Here is a 15,136-nt window from a genome sequence, read left to right as displayed (position 1 = left end):
CCGATCCGGGCTGGTCAGGTCGTCTCCGCGCGCCCCTCCGGGCGAAACGGCGGGGCGTCCGCGTCCATGCGGAGGCTGATGGTCATGGTCAGGCCGCCGCCCGGGGTGTCCTCCGCCGTGACCGTGCCGCCCATGGCCTCGACGAATCCGCGGGCGACCGCGAGGCCGAGGCCGACGCCCGCGCCGCGAGGGGCGTCGCCGTGGCGCTGGAAGGCGCCGAAGATGCGGTCCTTGGCCTCCTCGGGGACGCCTGGGCCGCGGTCGACGACACGGAGCTCGACGCGGTCGGCGATCGCGCTGGCGGCGACGAGGACCGGCATGCCGGCGGGGCTGTACTTCACGGCGTTCTCGACGATGTTGGCGACGGCCCGCTCCAGCAGGCCCCGGTCGACGACGACCATCGGCAGTGTCTCGGGGATGTCGAGTTCGACGCTGTCGTCGGGCACGCCTACGAGTGCCATCGGCACGACCTCGTCGAGGTCGGTCTGCCGGAGTACGGCGGTGACGGTGCCGGTCTCCAGGCGCGAGACGTCCAGGAGGTTGCCAACGAGGTGGTCGAGCCGGTCGGCGCCCTCCTCGACGTTCGCGAGCAGGTCGGCACGGTCCTCCTCGGACCACTCGACGTCCTCCGCCCGCAGCGAGGAGACGGACGCCTTGATGCCGGCGAGCGGCGTCCGCAAGTCGTGGCTGACGGCTGCAAGGAGGGAGGTGCGGATCTTGTTGCCCTCGGCGATCCTGCGGGCCTCCTCCGCCTCGTCGACGAGACGCTGCCGGTCGAGGACGACAGCGGCCTGGGCGGCGAACGCCCCGAGCACGCGCCGGTCCTCGCCCGGCAGGACGCGTCCGGTCAGGGCGAGCGCCAGGTGGTCGCCGACGGGCATGTCGACGTCCGCGTCCTCGGGGCGGCCGACGGGACGGGTGCCGACGAAGGCGACGCACGACCAGGGGTCGGTGTCGTCGTGGCGTTCGAGCAGGGCGACCGACTCCATGGCGAAGGTCTCCCGGAGCCGTTCGAGGAGCGCGTCCAGACCCGTCTCGCCGCGCAGCACACTGCCCGCGAGGAAGGAGAGCGTCTCCGCCTCCGCCCGCAGCCGGGCCGCCTGGTGGGTGCGGCGGGCGGCCAGGTCGACCACGGAGGCGACGGAGATGGCCACGCCCACGAAGACGAGCAGGGCGACCATGTTCTCCGGGTCGGCGATCGTCAGTTCGTGGATCGGCGGAGTGAAGTAGTAGTTGAGCAGCAGCGATCCGGCGGCCGCCGAGGCCAGTGCCGGGCGCAGGCCGCCGAGGAGTGCGGCGGCCACGGTGAGGGCGAGGAAGAGCAGGACGTCGTTGGCGAGCCCGATCTCAGGGATGACCCCGAGCAGCAGACTGAGCAGCACGGGTCCGGCGAGGCCGACGAGCCAGCCCCAGATGGTGCGGGACCGGCCCAGTTTCGCGCGGCGCGCGACGGGCAGGTTGCGGCCCTTCGCCGCCTCGTCGTGGGTGACGATGTGGACGTCGAGGTCGGGCCCCGACTCGCGGGCGACGGTGGCGCTGACGCCGGGGCTGAAGGCGTACTGCCAGGACCTGCGGCGGCTCACACCGAGGACGATCTGGGTGGCGTTGACCCCTCGGGAGAAGTCGAGGAGCCCGGCCGGGATGTCGTCGCCGACGACGTGGTGGAACGTGCCGCCCAGGTCCTCGACCAGGGTCCGCTGGACCGCCAGTTCCTTCGGGGAGGCGGCGGTGAGTCCGTCACTGCGGGAGATGTAGACGGCGAGTACCTCTCCGCCGGCGCCCTTCTCGGCCAGCCGGACGGCGCGGCGGATGAGGGTGCGCCCCTCGGGGCCGCCGGTGAGGCCCACCACGATCCGTTCCCGGGAGCCCCAGATCTTCGAGACGCGGTGCTCGGTGCGGTACTCCTGGAGGTATTCGTCGACCCGGTCGGCGGTCCACAGCAGCGCCAGCTCGCGCAGGGCGGTGAGGTTGCCGGGGCGGAAGTAGTTGGAGAGGGCCGCGTCGACCTTGTCCGGCTTGTAGACGTTGCCGTGGGCCATGCGGCGGCGCAGCGCCTGCGGCGACATGTCGACCAGTTCTATCTGGTCGGCGCGGCGTACCACCTCGTCCGGGACGGTCTCCCGCTGCCGTACGCCGGTGATCGACTCGACGACGTCCCCGAGTGACTCCAGGTGCTGGATGTTGACCGTGGAGATGACGTCGATGCCGGCGGCGAGGAGTTCCTCGACGTCCTGCCATCGCTTGGCGTTCCGTGAGCCGGGGATGTTGGTGTGGGCCAGCTCGTCCACGAGGACGACGGCGGGGCGGCGGGCGAGGACCCCGTCGACGTCCATCTCGGTGAAGACCGTGTCCCGGTACTCGATCTCCGCACGCGGCATCATCTCGAGGCCGTGCAGCATCACCTCTGTCCGCGGCCGGCTGTGGTGCTCGACGAAGGCCACGACACAGTCGGTGCCGCGCTCCACCCTCCGGTGTGCCTCCGAGAGCATCGAGTACGTCTTGCCGACGCCCGGCGCCGCGCCGAGGTAGATACGAAGCTTTCCGCGTCCCATGGTGTCGTTTCTCGTCGAGGTCGGTCAGTGCTTATACGTGTGCGGGCGGGGCGTCACGCCTCGAAGCGGTATCCCATGCCGGGCTCGGTGATCAGATAGCGGGGGTGTGACGGGTCCGCTTCCAGTTTCCGGCGCAGCTGCGCCATGTAGACCCTCAGGTAGTTGGTCTTGGTGCTGTAGCTCGGTCCCCACACCTCCTTGAGGAGGCGCTGCTGACTGACGAGGACGCCGGGGTTGCAGATGAGGATCTCCAGCAGGTGCCACTCGGTCGGCGTGAGCCGGACGTCGCGGCCCCCGCGCCGGACCTTCTTTCCCACGAGATCGACCGTGAACTCGTCCGTCGTGACCACGGCGGACGCCACTCCGGCACTGGGCCGCGCCTGCGCGGGCGACTCCTCGATGCGGCGGGTGGCCGCCCTCAGCCGGGCGAGGAGTTCGTCCATGCTGAACGGTTTGGTCATGTAGTCGTCCGCGCCCGCGTCCAGCGCACGGATCTTGTCCTCGGAGCCGCTGCGGGCGGAGAGCACGAGCACCGGTGCGCGGTTCCAGCCGCGCAGCGCCCTGATGAGGTCGATGCCGTCCATGTCGGGCAGCCCGAGATCCAGGAGGATCACGTCCGGTTGCTCGGTGGCGGCGAATCGGAGCGCGGTGGCGGCGTCGTAGGCCGCGTCCACGTCGTACCTGCGTGCCTTGAGGTTGATCGCCAGGGCGCGCGAGAGCTGCGCGTCGTCCTCGACGACCAGGACCCGGGTCATCGGCGTACTGCCTTTCGTCGTGAGCGTGGCGTCGGATGCGCGTCGGGAGCCGGCAGCCGGGGCGTTCCCGGACTGCCGGCTCCCATGCGTCGGGCGTAAGGCCATCAGCCCTTGGCCGCCACGAGTTCCTTCAGCGCGATGTTGAGCTGGAGGACGTTGACGCGGGGTTCGCCGATGAAGCCGAGGATCCGGTCGTCGGTGTGATCGGCGACGAGCTTCTCGACCTGCTTGACGTCGAGGCCGTTCTTCTCCGCGACGCGGTGCACCTGGAGCTTCGCGTACTCCGGGGAGATGTGCGGGTCCAGGCCGGAGCCGGAGGACGTGACGGCGTCGGCCGGCACGTCGGACGGCTTCACCTTGTAGTCGGCGGTGGAGTTGTCCTTGACGACGGCCGCCTTGGCGTCCGTCACCCACTTGATCAGATCCTCGTTGTCACCGGACCGGTTGGTCGCGCCGGACAGGATGATCGAGTACTGGGTGTTGACGCTGTTGCTGCCCAGGCCGTTGGAGGGGCGCGGCTGGAACCACTTCAGGTCCGGGACCACCGCCTCCTCCGCGTCGTCCGCGTTCTTCTTCGGCAGGTTGTAGGTCTGGCCGATGAGTTCGGAGCCGACGACCTTGCCGCTCGCGTCCTCGATCTCGGAGCCGTTGGCCTTGCCGGGGAAGGCGAGCTGGGCGATCCCGGTGACGGCGAGCGGGTAGAGGACGCCGGTGATCACGGTCAGGACGAGGAGGGCCCGGAGTCCGGCCCAGAGCACGCGTCCGGTGTTTCCTACGGAGTTGTTCATATCCGTCAGCCGATTCCGGGGATGAGGGTGAGGAGCAGGTCGATGATCTTGATGCCGATGAACGGGGCGATCAGTCCGCCGAGTCCGTAGAGACCGAGGTTGCGGCGGAGCATCGAGTCGGCGCTCGACGGCCGGTAGCGGACGCCCTTGAGGGCGAGCGGCACGAGCGCGATGATGATCAGCGCGTTGAAGATGACGGCGGACAGGATCGCGGACTCGGGCGAGGCCAGTCCCATGATGTTGAGCTTGTCCAGCGACGGGTACGCCACGGCGAACATGGCCGGGATGATCGCGAAGTACTTGGCGACGTCGTTGGCGATGGAGAAGGTCGTCAACGCGCCTCGGGTGATGAGGAGTTGCTTGCCGATCTCGACGATCTCGATGAGCTTGGTCGGGTTGGAGTCGAGGTCGACCATGTTGCCGGCCTCCTTCGCGGCCGACGTGCCCGTGTTCATCGCGACGCCGACGTCGGCCTGCGCCAGGGCGGGGGCGTCGTTGGTGCCGTCGCCGGTCATCGCGACCAGCTTCCCGCCGGCCTGCTCCCGCTTGATGAGGGCCATCTTGTCCTCGGGCGTCGCCTCGGCGAGGAAGTCGTCGACACCCGCCTCCTCCGCGATGGCCTTCGCGGTCAGCGGGTTGTCACCCGTGATCATGATCGTCTTGATGCCCATGCGGCGCAGCTCGTCGAACCGCTCCCGCATGCCCTCCTTGACGACGTCCTTCAGGTGGATGACGCCCAGGACACGCGCGCCCTTGTCGTCCTCCAGAGCCACAAGGAGCGGCGTGCCACCAGCCTGGGAAATGGCGTCGGTGACGTCCTGGGCATCCTTGGCGACCTCGCCACCGCGTTCCTTCACCCATGCCACGACCGAACCGGTCGCTCCCTTGCGGACCTTGCGCCCGTCCACGTCCACGCCCGACATGCGGGTCTGGGCGGTGAACTCGATCCACGTGGCGTGCGCGAGCTCGCCCTGGTGACGCTCGCGAAGCCCGTACTTCTCCTTGGCCAGGACCACGATGGAACGGCCCTCGGGTGTCTCGTCGGCGAGCGAGGACAGCTGTGCCGCGTCAGCCAGTTCCGCCTCGGTCGTGCCCTTGACCGGGACGAACTCGGAGGCCTGGCGGTTGCCGAGCGTGATCGTGCCCGTCTTGTCCAGGAGCAGGGTGGAGACGTCGCCGGCGGCCTCGACCGCACGCCCCGACATCGCCAGGACGTTGCGCTGCACGAGCCGGTCCATGCCGGCAATGCCGATCGCGGAGAGCAGGGCGCCGATCGTGGTGGGGATCAGGCAGACCAGGAGCGCCGTGAGGACGATCATCGAGGTCTGCTTGTCGGCGCCCGCGTAGATCGCGAAGGGCTTCAGGGTGACGACGGCGAGCAGGAAGACGATGGTGAGGGACGCCAGGAGGATGTTGAGGGCGATCTCGTTCGGGGTCTTCTGCCGGGCCGCGCCCTCGACCAGGTTGATCATCCGGTCGATGAACGTCTCGCCGGGCTTCGTCGTGATCTTGATGACGACCCGGTCCGAGAGGACCTTCGTGCCGCCCGTGACCGCGCACCGGTCGCCGCCGGACTCGCGGATCACGGGGGCTGACTCGCCGGTGATCGCGGACTCGTCGACACTCGCGACGCCCTCGACGACGTCACCGTCGCCGGGGATGACGTCGCCGGCCTCGCAGACCACCAGGTCACCGATCCTCAGCTCGGTGCCGGGGACCCGCTCCTCACCCTTGCCGTCCTCGGCGAGGCGGCGGGCGACGGTGTCGGTCTTGGCCTTGCGCAGGGTGTCCGCCTGCGCCTTGCCCCGGCCCTCCGCGACCGCCTCCGCCAGGTTGGCGAAGACCGTGGTCAGCCACAGCCAGGCGGTGATCGCCCAGCCGAACCAGTCCCCCGGGTTCCTGACCGCGAGGACGGTGGTGACCACCGAGCCGACGAGGACCACGAACATGACCGGCGACTTGACCATGACCCGCGGGTCGAGCTTCCTGATCGCGTCCGGGAGGGACGTGACCAGCTGCTTCGGGTCGAACAGCCCGCCGCCGACACGGCCGGGGGCCTGGTGTCCCGAGGACAGGTCGTCGTGCGGCACCTTGGCCGGCGCGGCGGTAGACGGCTGATTCACAGCGCCCTCTTGCTTCTTCACATCGTTGTTCATGCCGCGAGCCCTTCGGCGAGCGGGCCAAGGGCCAGGGCCGGGAAGTAGGTGAGACCGGTGATGATCATGATCGTGCCGACCAGGAGGCCGGTGAACAGCGGCTTCTCGGTACGGAGCGTGCCGGCGGTCTCGGGGACGGGTGTCTGCTCGGCGAGCGAGCCGGCGAGCGCGAGGACGAAGACCATCGGCAGGAACCGGCCGAGCAGCATCGCGATACCGATCGTGGTGTTGAACCACTGCGTGTCCGCGTTCAGCCCCGCGAAGGCGGAACCGTTGTTGTTCGCACCCGAGGTGTAGGCGTAGAGGATCTCGGAGAAGCCGTGCGCGCCCGAGTTCGTCATCGAGTTCGCCGGCGTCGGCAGCGCCATCGCCAGGGCGGTGAAGCACAGCACCAGCGCGGGCGTGACGAGGATGTAGAGCGCGGCGAACTTGATCTCCCGCGTGCCGATCTTCTTGCCCAGGTACTCCGGCGTGCGGCCGACCATCAGGCCGGCGATGAACACGGCGATGATCGCCATGATCAGCATGCCGTAGAGGCCGGAGCCGACACCACCGGGCGCAATCTCGCCGAGCTGCATGCCGAGCATCGTGATGCCGCCGCCGAAACCGGTGTACGAGGAGTGGAAGGAGTTCACCGCGCCGGTCGAGGTCAGCGTGGTGGCGACCGCGAAGATCGACGAGCCGCCGATGCCGAAGCGGGTCTCCTTGCCCTCCATCGCACCACCGGCGATGTCGAAGGCCGGGCCGTGGTGCGCGAACTCGGTCCACATCATCAGCGCGGTGAAGCCGAGCCAGATCGTGGCCATCGTCGCCAGGATCGCGTAGCCCTGCCTGATCGAGCCGACCATGCGTCCGAAGGTGCGGGTCAGCGCGAAGGGGATGACGAGGATCAGGTAGATCTCGAAGAGGTTGGAGAGCCCGTTGGGGTTCTCGAAGGGGTGGGCGGAGTTGGCGTTGAAGTAGCCGCCGCCGTTGGTGCCCAGCTCCTTGATGACCTCCTGCGAGGCCACCGCCCCGCCGTTCCACTGCTGCGTGCCGCCCGTGAACTGGCCGACCTCGTGGATGCCGGAGAAGTTCTGGATCGCGCCGCAGGCGACCAGGACGAGAGCGCCGATCACCGAGATCGGCAGGAGGATGCGGACGGTGCCGCGCACCAGGTCGGCCCAGAAGTTGCCGAGTTCGCCGGTACGGGAGCGGGCGAAGCCACGGACGAGCGCCACCGCCACGGCGATCCCCACCGCCGCCGAGACGAAGTTCTGCACCGCCAGGCCGCCGGTCTGCACGACGTGGCCCATGGCCTGCTCGCCGTAGTACGACTGCCAGTTCGTGTTCGCCACGAACGAAGCCGCCGTGTTGAACGCCTGGTCCGGATCGATGGAGACGAAGCCCAGCGAGCCGGGCAGGGAGCCCTGCACCCGTTGGAGCAGGTAGAGGAAGAGGACACTCACCGCGGAGAAGGCGAGCACTCCGCGCAGGTACGCGGGCCAGCGCATCTCGACGTTCGGGTTCGCACCGATCGCCTTGTAGATCCACTTCTCGGGCTTGTAGTGCTTCTCCGAGGAGTACACCTTGGCCATGTAGTCGCCGAGCGGCCGGTACGAGAGACCGAGCGCGACGACCAGGGCGAGGAGCTGGAGGACTCCAGCCAGAACGGGACTCATATCCGTACTCAGAACCTCTCCGGCTTGACGAGGGCGAGGACGAGATATGCCAGCAGGCCAGCGGCGACCGCCAGACCGACGATGTTCTCGACAGTCACAGCTTCGCCACCCCCTTGGCGACGAAGGCCACCAGCGCGAAGATCGCGATCGTGGTGACGACGAAGGCCATGTCGGCCATCGTGAGCTCCTGGATGTGAGTGGATGAGACGAGCGGTCCGTCGGACCTGTTTGAGGAAAGCGCATTTCAGCCACCACACCGCCGCCGTTGACGTCCTCCTAACGTGTACTGCGGCCGTCTTTACACATCCCGTACGCGGCTCCGTCCCGGATCAGTCGACTTCCTCGCCCACCGGTCCCTTCAGCAGTCGGTTCAGCTCGTTCCCGGCGGCGTCGTATCCGGCGTCGGAGATCCTTTGCAGCTCGCGCAGGTCGCCGGTCGTCACGGCGCGTCGCGTGAGCAGGAGCCCGGCCCTCATGGACCCCTCGTCAAGCAGCTCGCTCAGCTCCTCCAGGTCGCCGGCAGCGTCGGCGAGGTCGGCCAGCCGGTCCAGCGCCGTCTCGTTCCCCTCGTCGGCCAGCGCACGCAGGGTTTCCCGATCGATGTTCGTGTTCACCATGACGCCAGGGTGCACCCCTGCCCCAGGGGAAAGGTCAAATGGGACGATGACCCGGTGATCACCATCGGGCAGCTGGCCAGGTACGTCGGAGTGTCGACCAAGACCATCCGCGTCTATCACGACAAGGGGCTGCTCCCCGAGCCCGACCGCGACGCGTCTGGTTACCGCCGGTACGGCGCTGCTGACGCCATCGCGCTGATCAAGATCCGCACCCTCGCGGAGGCCGGGGTCCCCCTGACCCGTATCCGGGACCTGAGAACGGCGAGCGACGACGACCTCCAGCAGGCACTGCGCGAGATCGACGACGAGCTCACCGCCCGCATCCGTCGCCTGCGGGCGACACAAGGACGCTTGCGCCGGCTCGCCGCCGGGGAACTGTCATCGCTGCCCACCGAGGTCGCCGCCTTTCTGGAGCGGCTGGCCCGCTGGGGATTCACGCCCCGCTGGGTGGAGCTCCAACGCGACCTGTGGATCCTCGTGTTCGCCACCCACCCGGACCAGGCGACGACACTCTTCGCGGACCAGGACGAGATCCTGTCCGACCCCGCGCGGCGGCAGCTCTTCCTCGACTACGACCGCGCCCACGACCTCGACGCCGACGACCCCCGCATCGAGGACCTCGCCCGCCGGATCGCCGAGGAGACCCGAGCGCGCTACGGGCCCGACGCGCTGCCCGGGCTGGAATCGCACTCCGAGATCCCCGCCCTCATCCAGGGAACGGTCAACGCCGAGTCCCCGGCGTGGCTGCGCCTCGACACGCTCATCCGCACCCGCCTGAACGCATGACTCGGCATGACGGAGACACCCTGTCCGGGTCGCTCACCAGGCCGCGTTCGTGGCTCCTTCGGTGTCGCTGGTCTCCAGCGTCGCGCAGGGCAGGCTGAGGACCATGGTCAGTCCGCCGCCCGGGGTGTCCTCGGGGGTCAGTGTCCCGCCCATGGCCTCGGTGAGGCCTCGGGAGAGTGCGAGGCCGAGGCCGACGCCCGTGGTGTTGTCGGTATCGCCCAGGCGCTGGAAGGGCTCGAAGGCCCGTTCATGTGCGTCCGCGGGAAGCCCGGGGCCGCGGTCGACGATCCTCAGTTCGACCCGGCCGGCCAAGGTGCTGGCGGTGATCAGGACCGGGTGCTCGGGCGGGGCGAAGCGGGTGGCGTTGGCGACCAGGTTGGCGACGACCCGTTCGAGAAGCGGCGGGTCGGTGAGGACTTCGGGGGTGTCCTCCAAGCTGCCGACCGTCGGCGACCGGGGGCCGGGCGGCAGGGTGCCTAGGGCCGAGGGGATGACCTCCTCCAGGGCTGTGGGACGCAGTGACAGGGAGAGGGCGCCCGCCTGGAGCCGGCTCATGTCGAGGAGGTTGTCGATGAGGTGGCCGAGCCGGGCCATGGAGGTGTCGGCGGTTTCGAGGAGCTCGCGCCGTTCCTCCTCGGTGAAATCGACGTCGGGGCTGCGCAGCGAGGCGACGGCGGCCCAGCCGCTGGCGAGCGGCGTGCGCAGGTCGTGGCTGACGGCGGCGAGGAGCGCGGTGCGCATGCGGTCCGCGGCGCGTACGGGTTCCACCTCGGCGGCGGCCTCGGCGAGCCGGTCGCGCTCGGCGGCGGCGGAGACGTGTGCCGCGAAGGCCGCGAGGACGCGGCGGTCGGAGGAGGACAGGGGCCGGCCGCGCAGGACGAGGTGCAGGTCGACGTCGACGGCGACCCCGGTGGTGTCCAGGCCGTCGTCCGGTCCCGCGTCCCGGGCGGCGGCGAGTTCGGCCGAGTCCATGAGCTCGGCCGACGCCATTCCGAAGGCCTCCTTCGCCCGGCCGAGCAGGGCGGAGATGGCCTCCTCACCGCGGACGATGGAGCCCGCGAGAGAGGACAGGGTCTCGGCCTCGGCGGTGGCGCGCGCTGCCCTGCGGGAGAGCCGTAGGGACCGGTCGACGGCCGCGGCGACGATCCCCGCGACGACGGCGAAGACGACGAGGGCCAGGACGTTGTCGGGGTCCTGGAAGCTGAACTGCCCGACGGGCGGTATGAACCAGTAGTTGAGCAGCAGGGAGGCGGTGAGCGCGGCGACGAGCGCGGAGGCGACACCGCCGATGCACGCGACGCCGACCACGGTGAGGAGGAAGAGCAGCGCCTCGCTGGTGAGGTTGAGCGTGCCGCGGGCGCGGTCGAGCATCAGGGTCAGAAGGACAGGCAGGACCAGGCCGGCGACGGGTCCTGCGACGAGTCTGGAGGCCGACAGGGTGCGGCGCCGAGAGGGCAGCAGGCGGCCCCGCCCGGCCCTCTCATGCGTGACCATGTGGACGTCGATGTCACCGGAGAGCGCGACGATCGTCTCTCCGATGCCCCGCCCCGTGAGGAAGCGTTCCAGCCGCCCGCGCCGGCTGGTGCCGACGACAAGCTGGGTGGCGTTCTCGGCTCGGGCGAAGTCGGTCAGGGCCGTGGGCACGTCCTCGCCGACGACCGTGTGGTAGCTGCCGCCCAGGTCTTCGACGAGCCTGCGTTGGCGGCCGAGGGCGGCGGCCGAGGCGCCCGCCGCGAGTGCATCGCTGCGTGCCACGTAGACGGCGAGGAGTTCGCCGTGGGCGGCGCGGGCGGAGATGCGCGCGGCCCGGCGGATCAGGGTCTCCCCCTCGGGCCCGCCGGTGAGCGCCACGACGACCCGCTCGCGCGTCTCCCAGACGCCGCCGATACGGTGTTCCGACCGGTAGGCGCGCAAGGCGTCGTCCACGCGGTCGGCCAGCCACAGCAGGGCGAGTTCACGCAGAGCGGTGAGATTGCCGATGCGGTAGTAGCGGGCGAGGGCGGCGTCGATCTCGCCGGGCGGGAGTATGTCCCCGTGGGCCATCCGGCGGCGCAGCGCCTCGGGCGCCATGTCGACGAGCTCGATCTGGTCCGCGCCGCGCACGACCTTGTCGGGGACGGTGTCGCCGCCGGGCAGTTCCGTGATCCGCTCGACGACGTCGCTGAGCGATTCCAGGTGCTGGATGTCCAGTGTGGTGACGACGTCCACACCGGCGGCGAGGAGTTCGGCCACGTCCTGCCAGCGCTGTTCGTTGCGGCAGCCGGGGGCGTTGGTGTGGGCGAGGTCGTCGACGAGGACCACCTCGGGGCGACGGCGCAGCACCGCGTCCAGGTCGAGCTCCCGGCCCCGGGGCGGGAGCCGTTCGAGCCCTTCGAGCAGCGTCCGGGTGTAGGGCCGTCCGTGGCAGTCCACGAGCCCGGCGACCACGTCCGTACCCCGTGCCGCCCTGCGGCGTCCCTCGTCGAGCATCCGACAGGTCTTGCCCGCGCCGCGGGCGGCGCCGAGGTAGACCTTGAGCCGGCCGGGGCGGCCACGGGCCGGCTCGGCGGGGTGGTGGGCGTTCAAAACTTCTCGGGTTTGATGAAGGCGGCCACCAGGTAGCCGACCAGGGCGGCCGCGACGATCAGGCCGACGATGTTCTCGACGCTCATGTTCCGTACTTCCCCTTCGCCTGCCCTATGTTTCCCGGGAGTTGTGGGCGTGTCGCGCGCACTCTCGGAGGAAACGCCTCCCGCCGGTTCCTGCGCAGCCACTTTGACGGCTCTCTGGCGCGCCGGACGGCGATGGCGACGGGCTCTTGACGCGATCCGTACGGGCGTCTGCCCGCAGGCATACAGAACGTTCACGGAGCGGCGGAGAACGGGCCGGGGTGCCGTTCCAGGAGCGCGTGTGAGAACTCCTGGGACACCCCGGCCCGCGGCCTGCCCGGCCGCAACCCCCCTCAGGGTCACGGGCCGGGCGGGGCCCCTGGCCGGACGGCCGTCGCATGGCGTTGGGCTGCAGTCGGGACCCCCGCCCCCTGACTGTTGCCCTCGTACCGGCGCTGATGATCGCGCCCGCCAAGGTGACGTTCGTCCGTCCCCCCGTACCGAACAGTCTTGACCAGACGGCAGCCGAGATCGATCGCTGTTGACGCAGCCCTGACGTGCCGCCCATGGGTCCTGACACCGTCCTGACAGCCGGCGACGCTCGTGCAAAGAAACCGTCAGAGCAGGGGCCCGACTCGTCAGAGGCGCGTCAACGACCCTCAGGACGAACCAAGTCGGCGACTAGATTCATCAACCGCCGCTCACCGCCGAGGACGTCAGTGGCTCGACCATCCTCGACGAGGCCGCTCGGCGCATGCATCCCATCCGCATGCGCCGAGCCGAGCCGGCGCCCTGCCGATCGCCGTACATCCTCGGGATCGGCAGGGTGCCGACCCTCCCCTTCCCTTCCTCCGTCCGATCGTCCGTCCGGCGCACCCGGAACTCCTGGTGCGTCCTTCCGGTCCAGCCGCCGCCCGCCGTCCCGGGCGGCGGCTCCTTCATGAAGGTCCTGACCCCATGAATCCCGCCGCTCCAGTCCAGCAGGCGCCTTCCTTCCCGCCCACCGCCCGTCCTCCACGGCGCAGACGCACTGTGGAGGGTGGGCTGCTCGACCCCGCCCAGATGCTCAGCTCGTTCCCCGAAGCCCTCCGGAAACTTCATCCACGGCACCTGGTCCGCAACCCGGTGCTGTTCGTCGTCGGGGTCGGATCGGTCCTCACCACCCTGTCGGCGGTCGTCAACCCGTCCGTGTTCACCTGGGTGATCAGCATCTGGCTGTGGCTGACGGTCGTCTTCGCCAACCTGGCCGAGGCCGTCGCCGAAGGACGAGGCCGGGCACAGGCCGAGTCGCTGCGGAAGGCGCGTACGGACACGGTGGCGCTGAGGCTGACGCACTGGCGGTACGGGACGAATCTCGACCGGGCGGCGACGGAGGCCGTGGCCGCCACGGATCTGAGGATGTTCGACTTCGTGCTCGTCGAGGCGGGCGAGCTGGTCCCGGCCGACGGCGATGTGGTCGACGGGGTCGCGGCAGTCGACGAGTCCGCCGTCACCGGCGAATCGGCCCCGGTCATCCGCGAGGCAGGCGGCGACCGGACAGGAGTGACGGGAGGTACGACGGTGCTGTCGGACCGGATCGTCGTACGGGTCACCTCGCGTCCCGGCCATTCCTTCATGGACCGGATGATCGCCCTGGTCGAGGGCGCCTCCCGGCAGAAGACACCGAACGAGATCGCGCTGAACATCCTGCTCGCCGCGCTCACCGTCGTCTTCGTCCTGGTCGTCGTCGCGATCCAGCCCATGGCCGCGTACGCGGGCGCCGCTCCCTCCACCACCGTCCTCGTCGCCCTGCTCGTGACGCTGATCCCGACGACGATCGGCGCGCTCCTCTCGGCGATCGGCATCGCCGGCATGGACCGGCTCGTCCAGCGCAACGTCCTCGCCATGTCGGGCCGGGCGGTCGAGGCCGCCGGTGACATCAACACCCTCCTCCTCGACAAGACGGGGACCATCACCCTGGGCAACCGGGAGGCCGCGGACTTCGTCCCGCTGCCCGGCGTCGAGGAGGCCATGCTCGCGAACGCCGCGCAGCTCTCCTCGCTCGCCGACGAGACCCCCGAAGGCCGCTCCGTGGTGGTCCTGGCGAAGGAGCGCTACGGGCTGCGGGCCCCGGCCGAGGGCGAGTTGGCGAACGCCCGGTTCGTCGAGTTCAGCGCGCAGACCCGGATGAGCGGCATCGACCTGCGCTGGGACAACGGCGGCGTCTGCCACATCCGCAAGGGGGCGACGGCACAGGTCATCGCCTGGGTGGAGATGTACGGCGGGAAGGTGCCCGGCGAGGCGCGGGCGTGGAGCGACCAGATCTCGGCAGCCGGAGGCACCCCGCTCCTGGTCGCCGTCAACGACTGGGACGGCCCCCGCGTGCTCGGCATCGTCCACCTCAAGGACGTGGTGAAGGACGGCATCAAGGAGCGGTTCGCGGAGCTGCGCCGCATGGGCATCCGCACGGTCATGATCACCGGCGACAACCCGCTGACGGCGCGCGCCATCGCCCACGAGGCGGGCGTGGACGACTTCCTCGCCGAGGCCACCCCCGAGGACAAGCTCGCCCTCATCAAGAAGGAGCAGGAAGGCGGGAAGCTGGTCGCGATGACCGGCGACGGCACCAACGACGCCCCCGCCCTCGCCCAGGCCGATGTCGGCGTGGCGATGAACACCGGTACGTCGGCCGCGAAGGAGGCCGGCAACATGGTCGACCTCGACTCCAACCCGACCAAGCTCATCGAGATCGTCCAGATCGGCAAGCAACTCCTCATCACCCGAGGCGCGTTGACTACCTTCTCGATCACGAACGACGTGGCGAAGTACTTCGCGATCATCCCCGCGATGTTCGCAGGCGCCTACCCAGGCCTCGAGGCGCTCAACATCATGGGCCTGCACAGCCCTACGTCGGCGATCACCTCAGCCATCATCTTCAACGCCCTGATCATCGTGGCGCTCATCCCGCTCGCCCTGCGCGGCGTCCGCTACACGCCGGCGTCCGCGCACGAGTTGCTGCGCCGGAATCTGCTGCTGTACGGGCTGGGCGGCCTGGTCCTGCCGTTCGTCGGCATCAAGGCCATCGACCTTCTCGTGTCGGTGATTCCGGGCCTCGGGTGAATCCCCGTCAGGACAGCATCAGGGAAAGGGCTTCGGCCTTGCTCGGGGACGCGGCCAGGTATGGGATGAGAAGCGTGAACAGCGCGTGGCTCCTTCTCGACCGGCCGCCTCATCTGGCGTCGCCGAGTCGCACG

At 69.8% G+C, this 15,136-nt stretch carries 11 protein-coding genes; 2 read left to right on the top strand and 9 right to left on the bottom strand.

Annotated features, from left to right (window positions below):
* Positions 1–14 precede the first annotated feature (14 nt).
* The 7 genes from ABTY59_RS20430 to ABTY59_RS20400 form a co-directional block, all read right to left on the bottom strand.
* Positions 15–2,552, bottom strand: coding sequence for a DUF4118 domain-containing protein (locus ABTY59_RS20430; protein ID WP_352020398.1), 2,538 nt, complete (start codon positions 2,550–2,552; stop codon positions 15–17).
* 53 nt (positions 2,553–2,605) lie between these two features.
* The gene (locus ABTY59_RS20425; RefSeq protein ID WP_352020397.1) at positions 2,606–3,307 is read right to left on the bottom strand and encodes a response regulator; all 702 of its coding nucleotides are present in this window, start codon (positions 3,305–3,307) and stop codon (positions 2,606–2,608) included.
* Positions 3,308–3,411: 104 nt separating this feature from the next.
* Complete coding sequence (locus ABTY59_RS20420; RefSeq protein ID WP_352020396.1) at positions 3,412–4,095, bottom strand: potassium-transporting ATPase subunit C; 684 nt, start codon at positions 4,093–4,095, stop codon at positions 3,412–3,414.
* A 5-nt stretch (positions 4,096–4,100) separates the two neighbouring features.
* Positions 4,101–6,251, bottom strand: a complete 2,151-nt coding sequence (kdpB, locus tag ABTY59_RS20415) for a potassium-transporting ATPase subunit KdpB (RefSeq protein WP_352020395.1) — start codon at positions 6,249–6,251, stop codon at positions 4,101–4,103.
* Positions 6,248–7,912, bottom strand: a complete 1,665-nt coding sequence (gene kdpA, locus ABTY59_RS20410; RefSeq protein ID WP_352020394.1) for a potassium-transporting ATPase subunit KdpA — start codon at positions 7,910–7,912, stop codon at positions 6,248–6,250. The genes kdpB (ABTY59_RS20415) and kdpA overlap by 4 nt, the downstream gene beginning before the upstream one ends.
* Positions 7,913–7,920: 8 nt before the next feature.
* Positions 7,921–8,010 (bottom strand): K(+)-transporting ATPase subunit F, encoded by a 90-nt coding sequence (gene kdpF / locus ABTY59_RS20405; protein WP_352020393.1) that lies wholly within the window; start codon positions 8,008–8,010, stop codon positions 7,921–7,923.
* Between the two features lie 231 nt (positions 8,011–8,241).
* Positions 8,242–8,529 carry a hypothetical protein gene (locus tag ABTY59_RS20400; RefSeq protein ID WP_352020392.1) on the bottom strand — a complete coding sequence of 96 codons (288 nt, stop codon included), beginning with the start codon at positions 8,527–8,529 and terminating at the stop codon, positions 8,242–8,244.
* 54 nt (positions 8,530–8,583) lie between these two features.
* On the opposite strand from ABTY59_RS20400, the gene ABTY59_RS20395 reads away from it, so the two are divergent.
* Positions 8,584–9,315, top strand: a complete 732-nt coding sequence (locus tag ABTY59_RS20395; protein ID WP_352020391.1) for a MerR family transcriptional regulator — start codon at positions 8,584–8,586, stop codon at positions 9,313–9,315.
* A gap of 33 nt (positions 9,316–9,348) precedes the next feature.
* Here ABTY59_RS20395 and ABTY59_RS20390 read toward each other — a convergent pair whose 3' ends face one another.
* Positions 9,349–11,880 (bottom strand): sensor histidine kinase, encoded by a 2,532-nt coding sequence (locus ABTY59_RS20390; protein ID WP_352020390.1) that lies wholly within the window; start codon positions 11,878–11,880, stop codon positions 9,349–9,351.
* Positions 11,877–11,966 carry a K(+)-transporting ATPase subunit F gene (gene kdpF, locus ABTY59_RS20385; RefSeq protein WP_352020389.1) on the bottom strand — a complete coding sequence of 30 codons (90 nt, stop codon included), beginning with the start codon at positions 11,964–11,966 and terminating at the stop codon, positions 11,877–11,879. Before kdpF (ABTY59_RS20385) ends, ABTY59_RS20390 begins: the two co-directional genes overlap by 4 nt.
* Positions 11,967–12,860: 894 nt before the next feature.
* Here kdpF (ABTY59_RS20385) and kdpB (ABTY59_RS20380) point away from each other — a divergent pair.
* Positions 12,861–15,002 carry a potassium-transporting ATPase subunit KdpB gene (gene kdpB, locus ABTY59_RS20380; protein ID WP_502995392.1) on the top strand — a complete coding sequence of 714 codons (2,142 nt, stop codon included), beginning with the start codon at positions 12,861–12,863 and terminating at the stop codon, positions 15,000–15,002.
* Positions 15,003–15,136 lie beyond the last annotated feature (134 nt).

This window comes from Streptomyces sp. NPDC096079 (assembly GCF_040303145.1).
In the GTDB taxonomy this organism is placed as follows: domain Bacteria; phylum Actinomycetota; class Actinomycetes; order Streptomycetales; family Streptomycetaceae; genus Streptomyces.
Note: the sequence above shows the minus strand (reverse complement) of the source record. Positions and strands in the feature narration are given on the sequence as shown.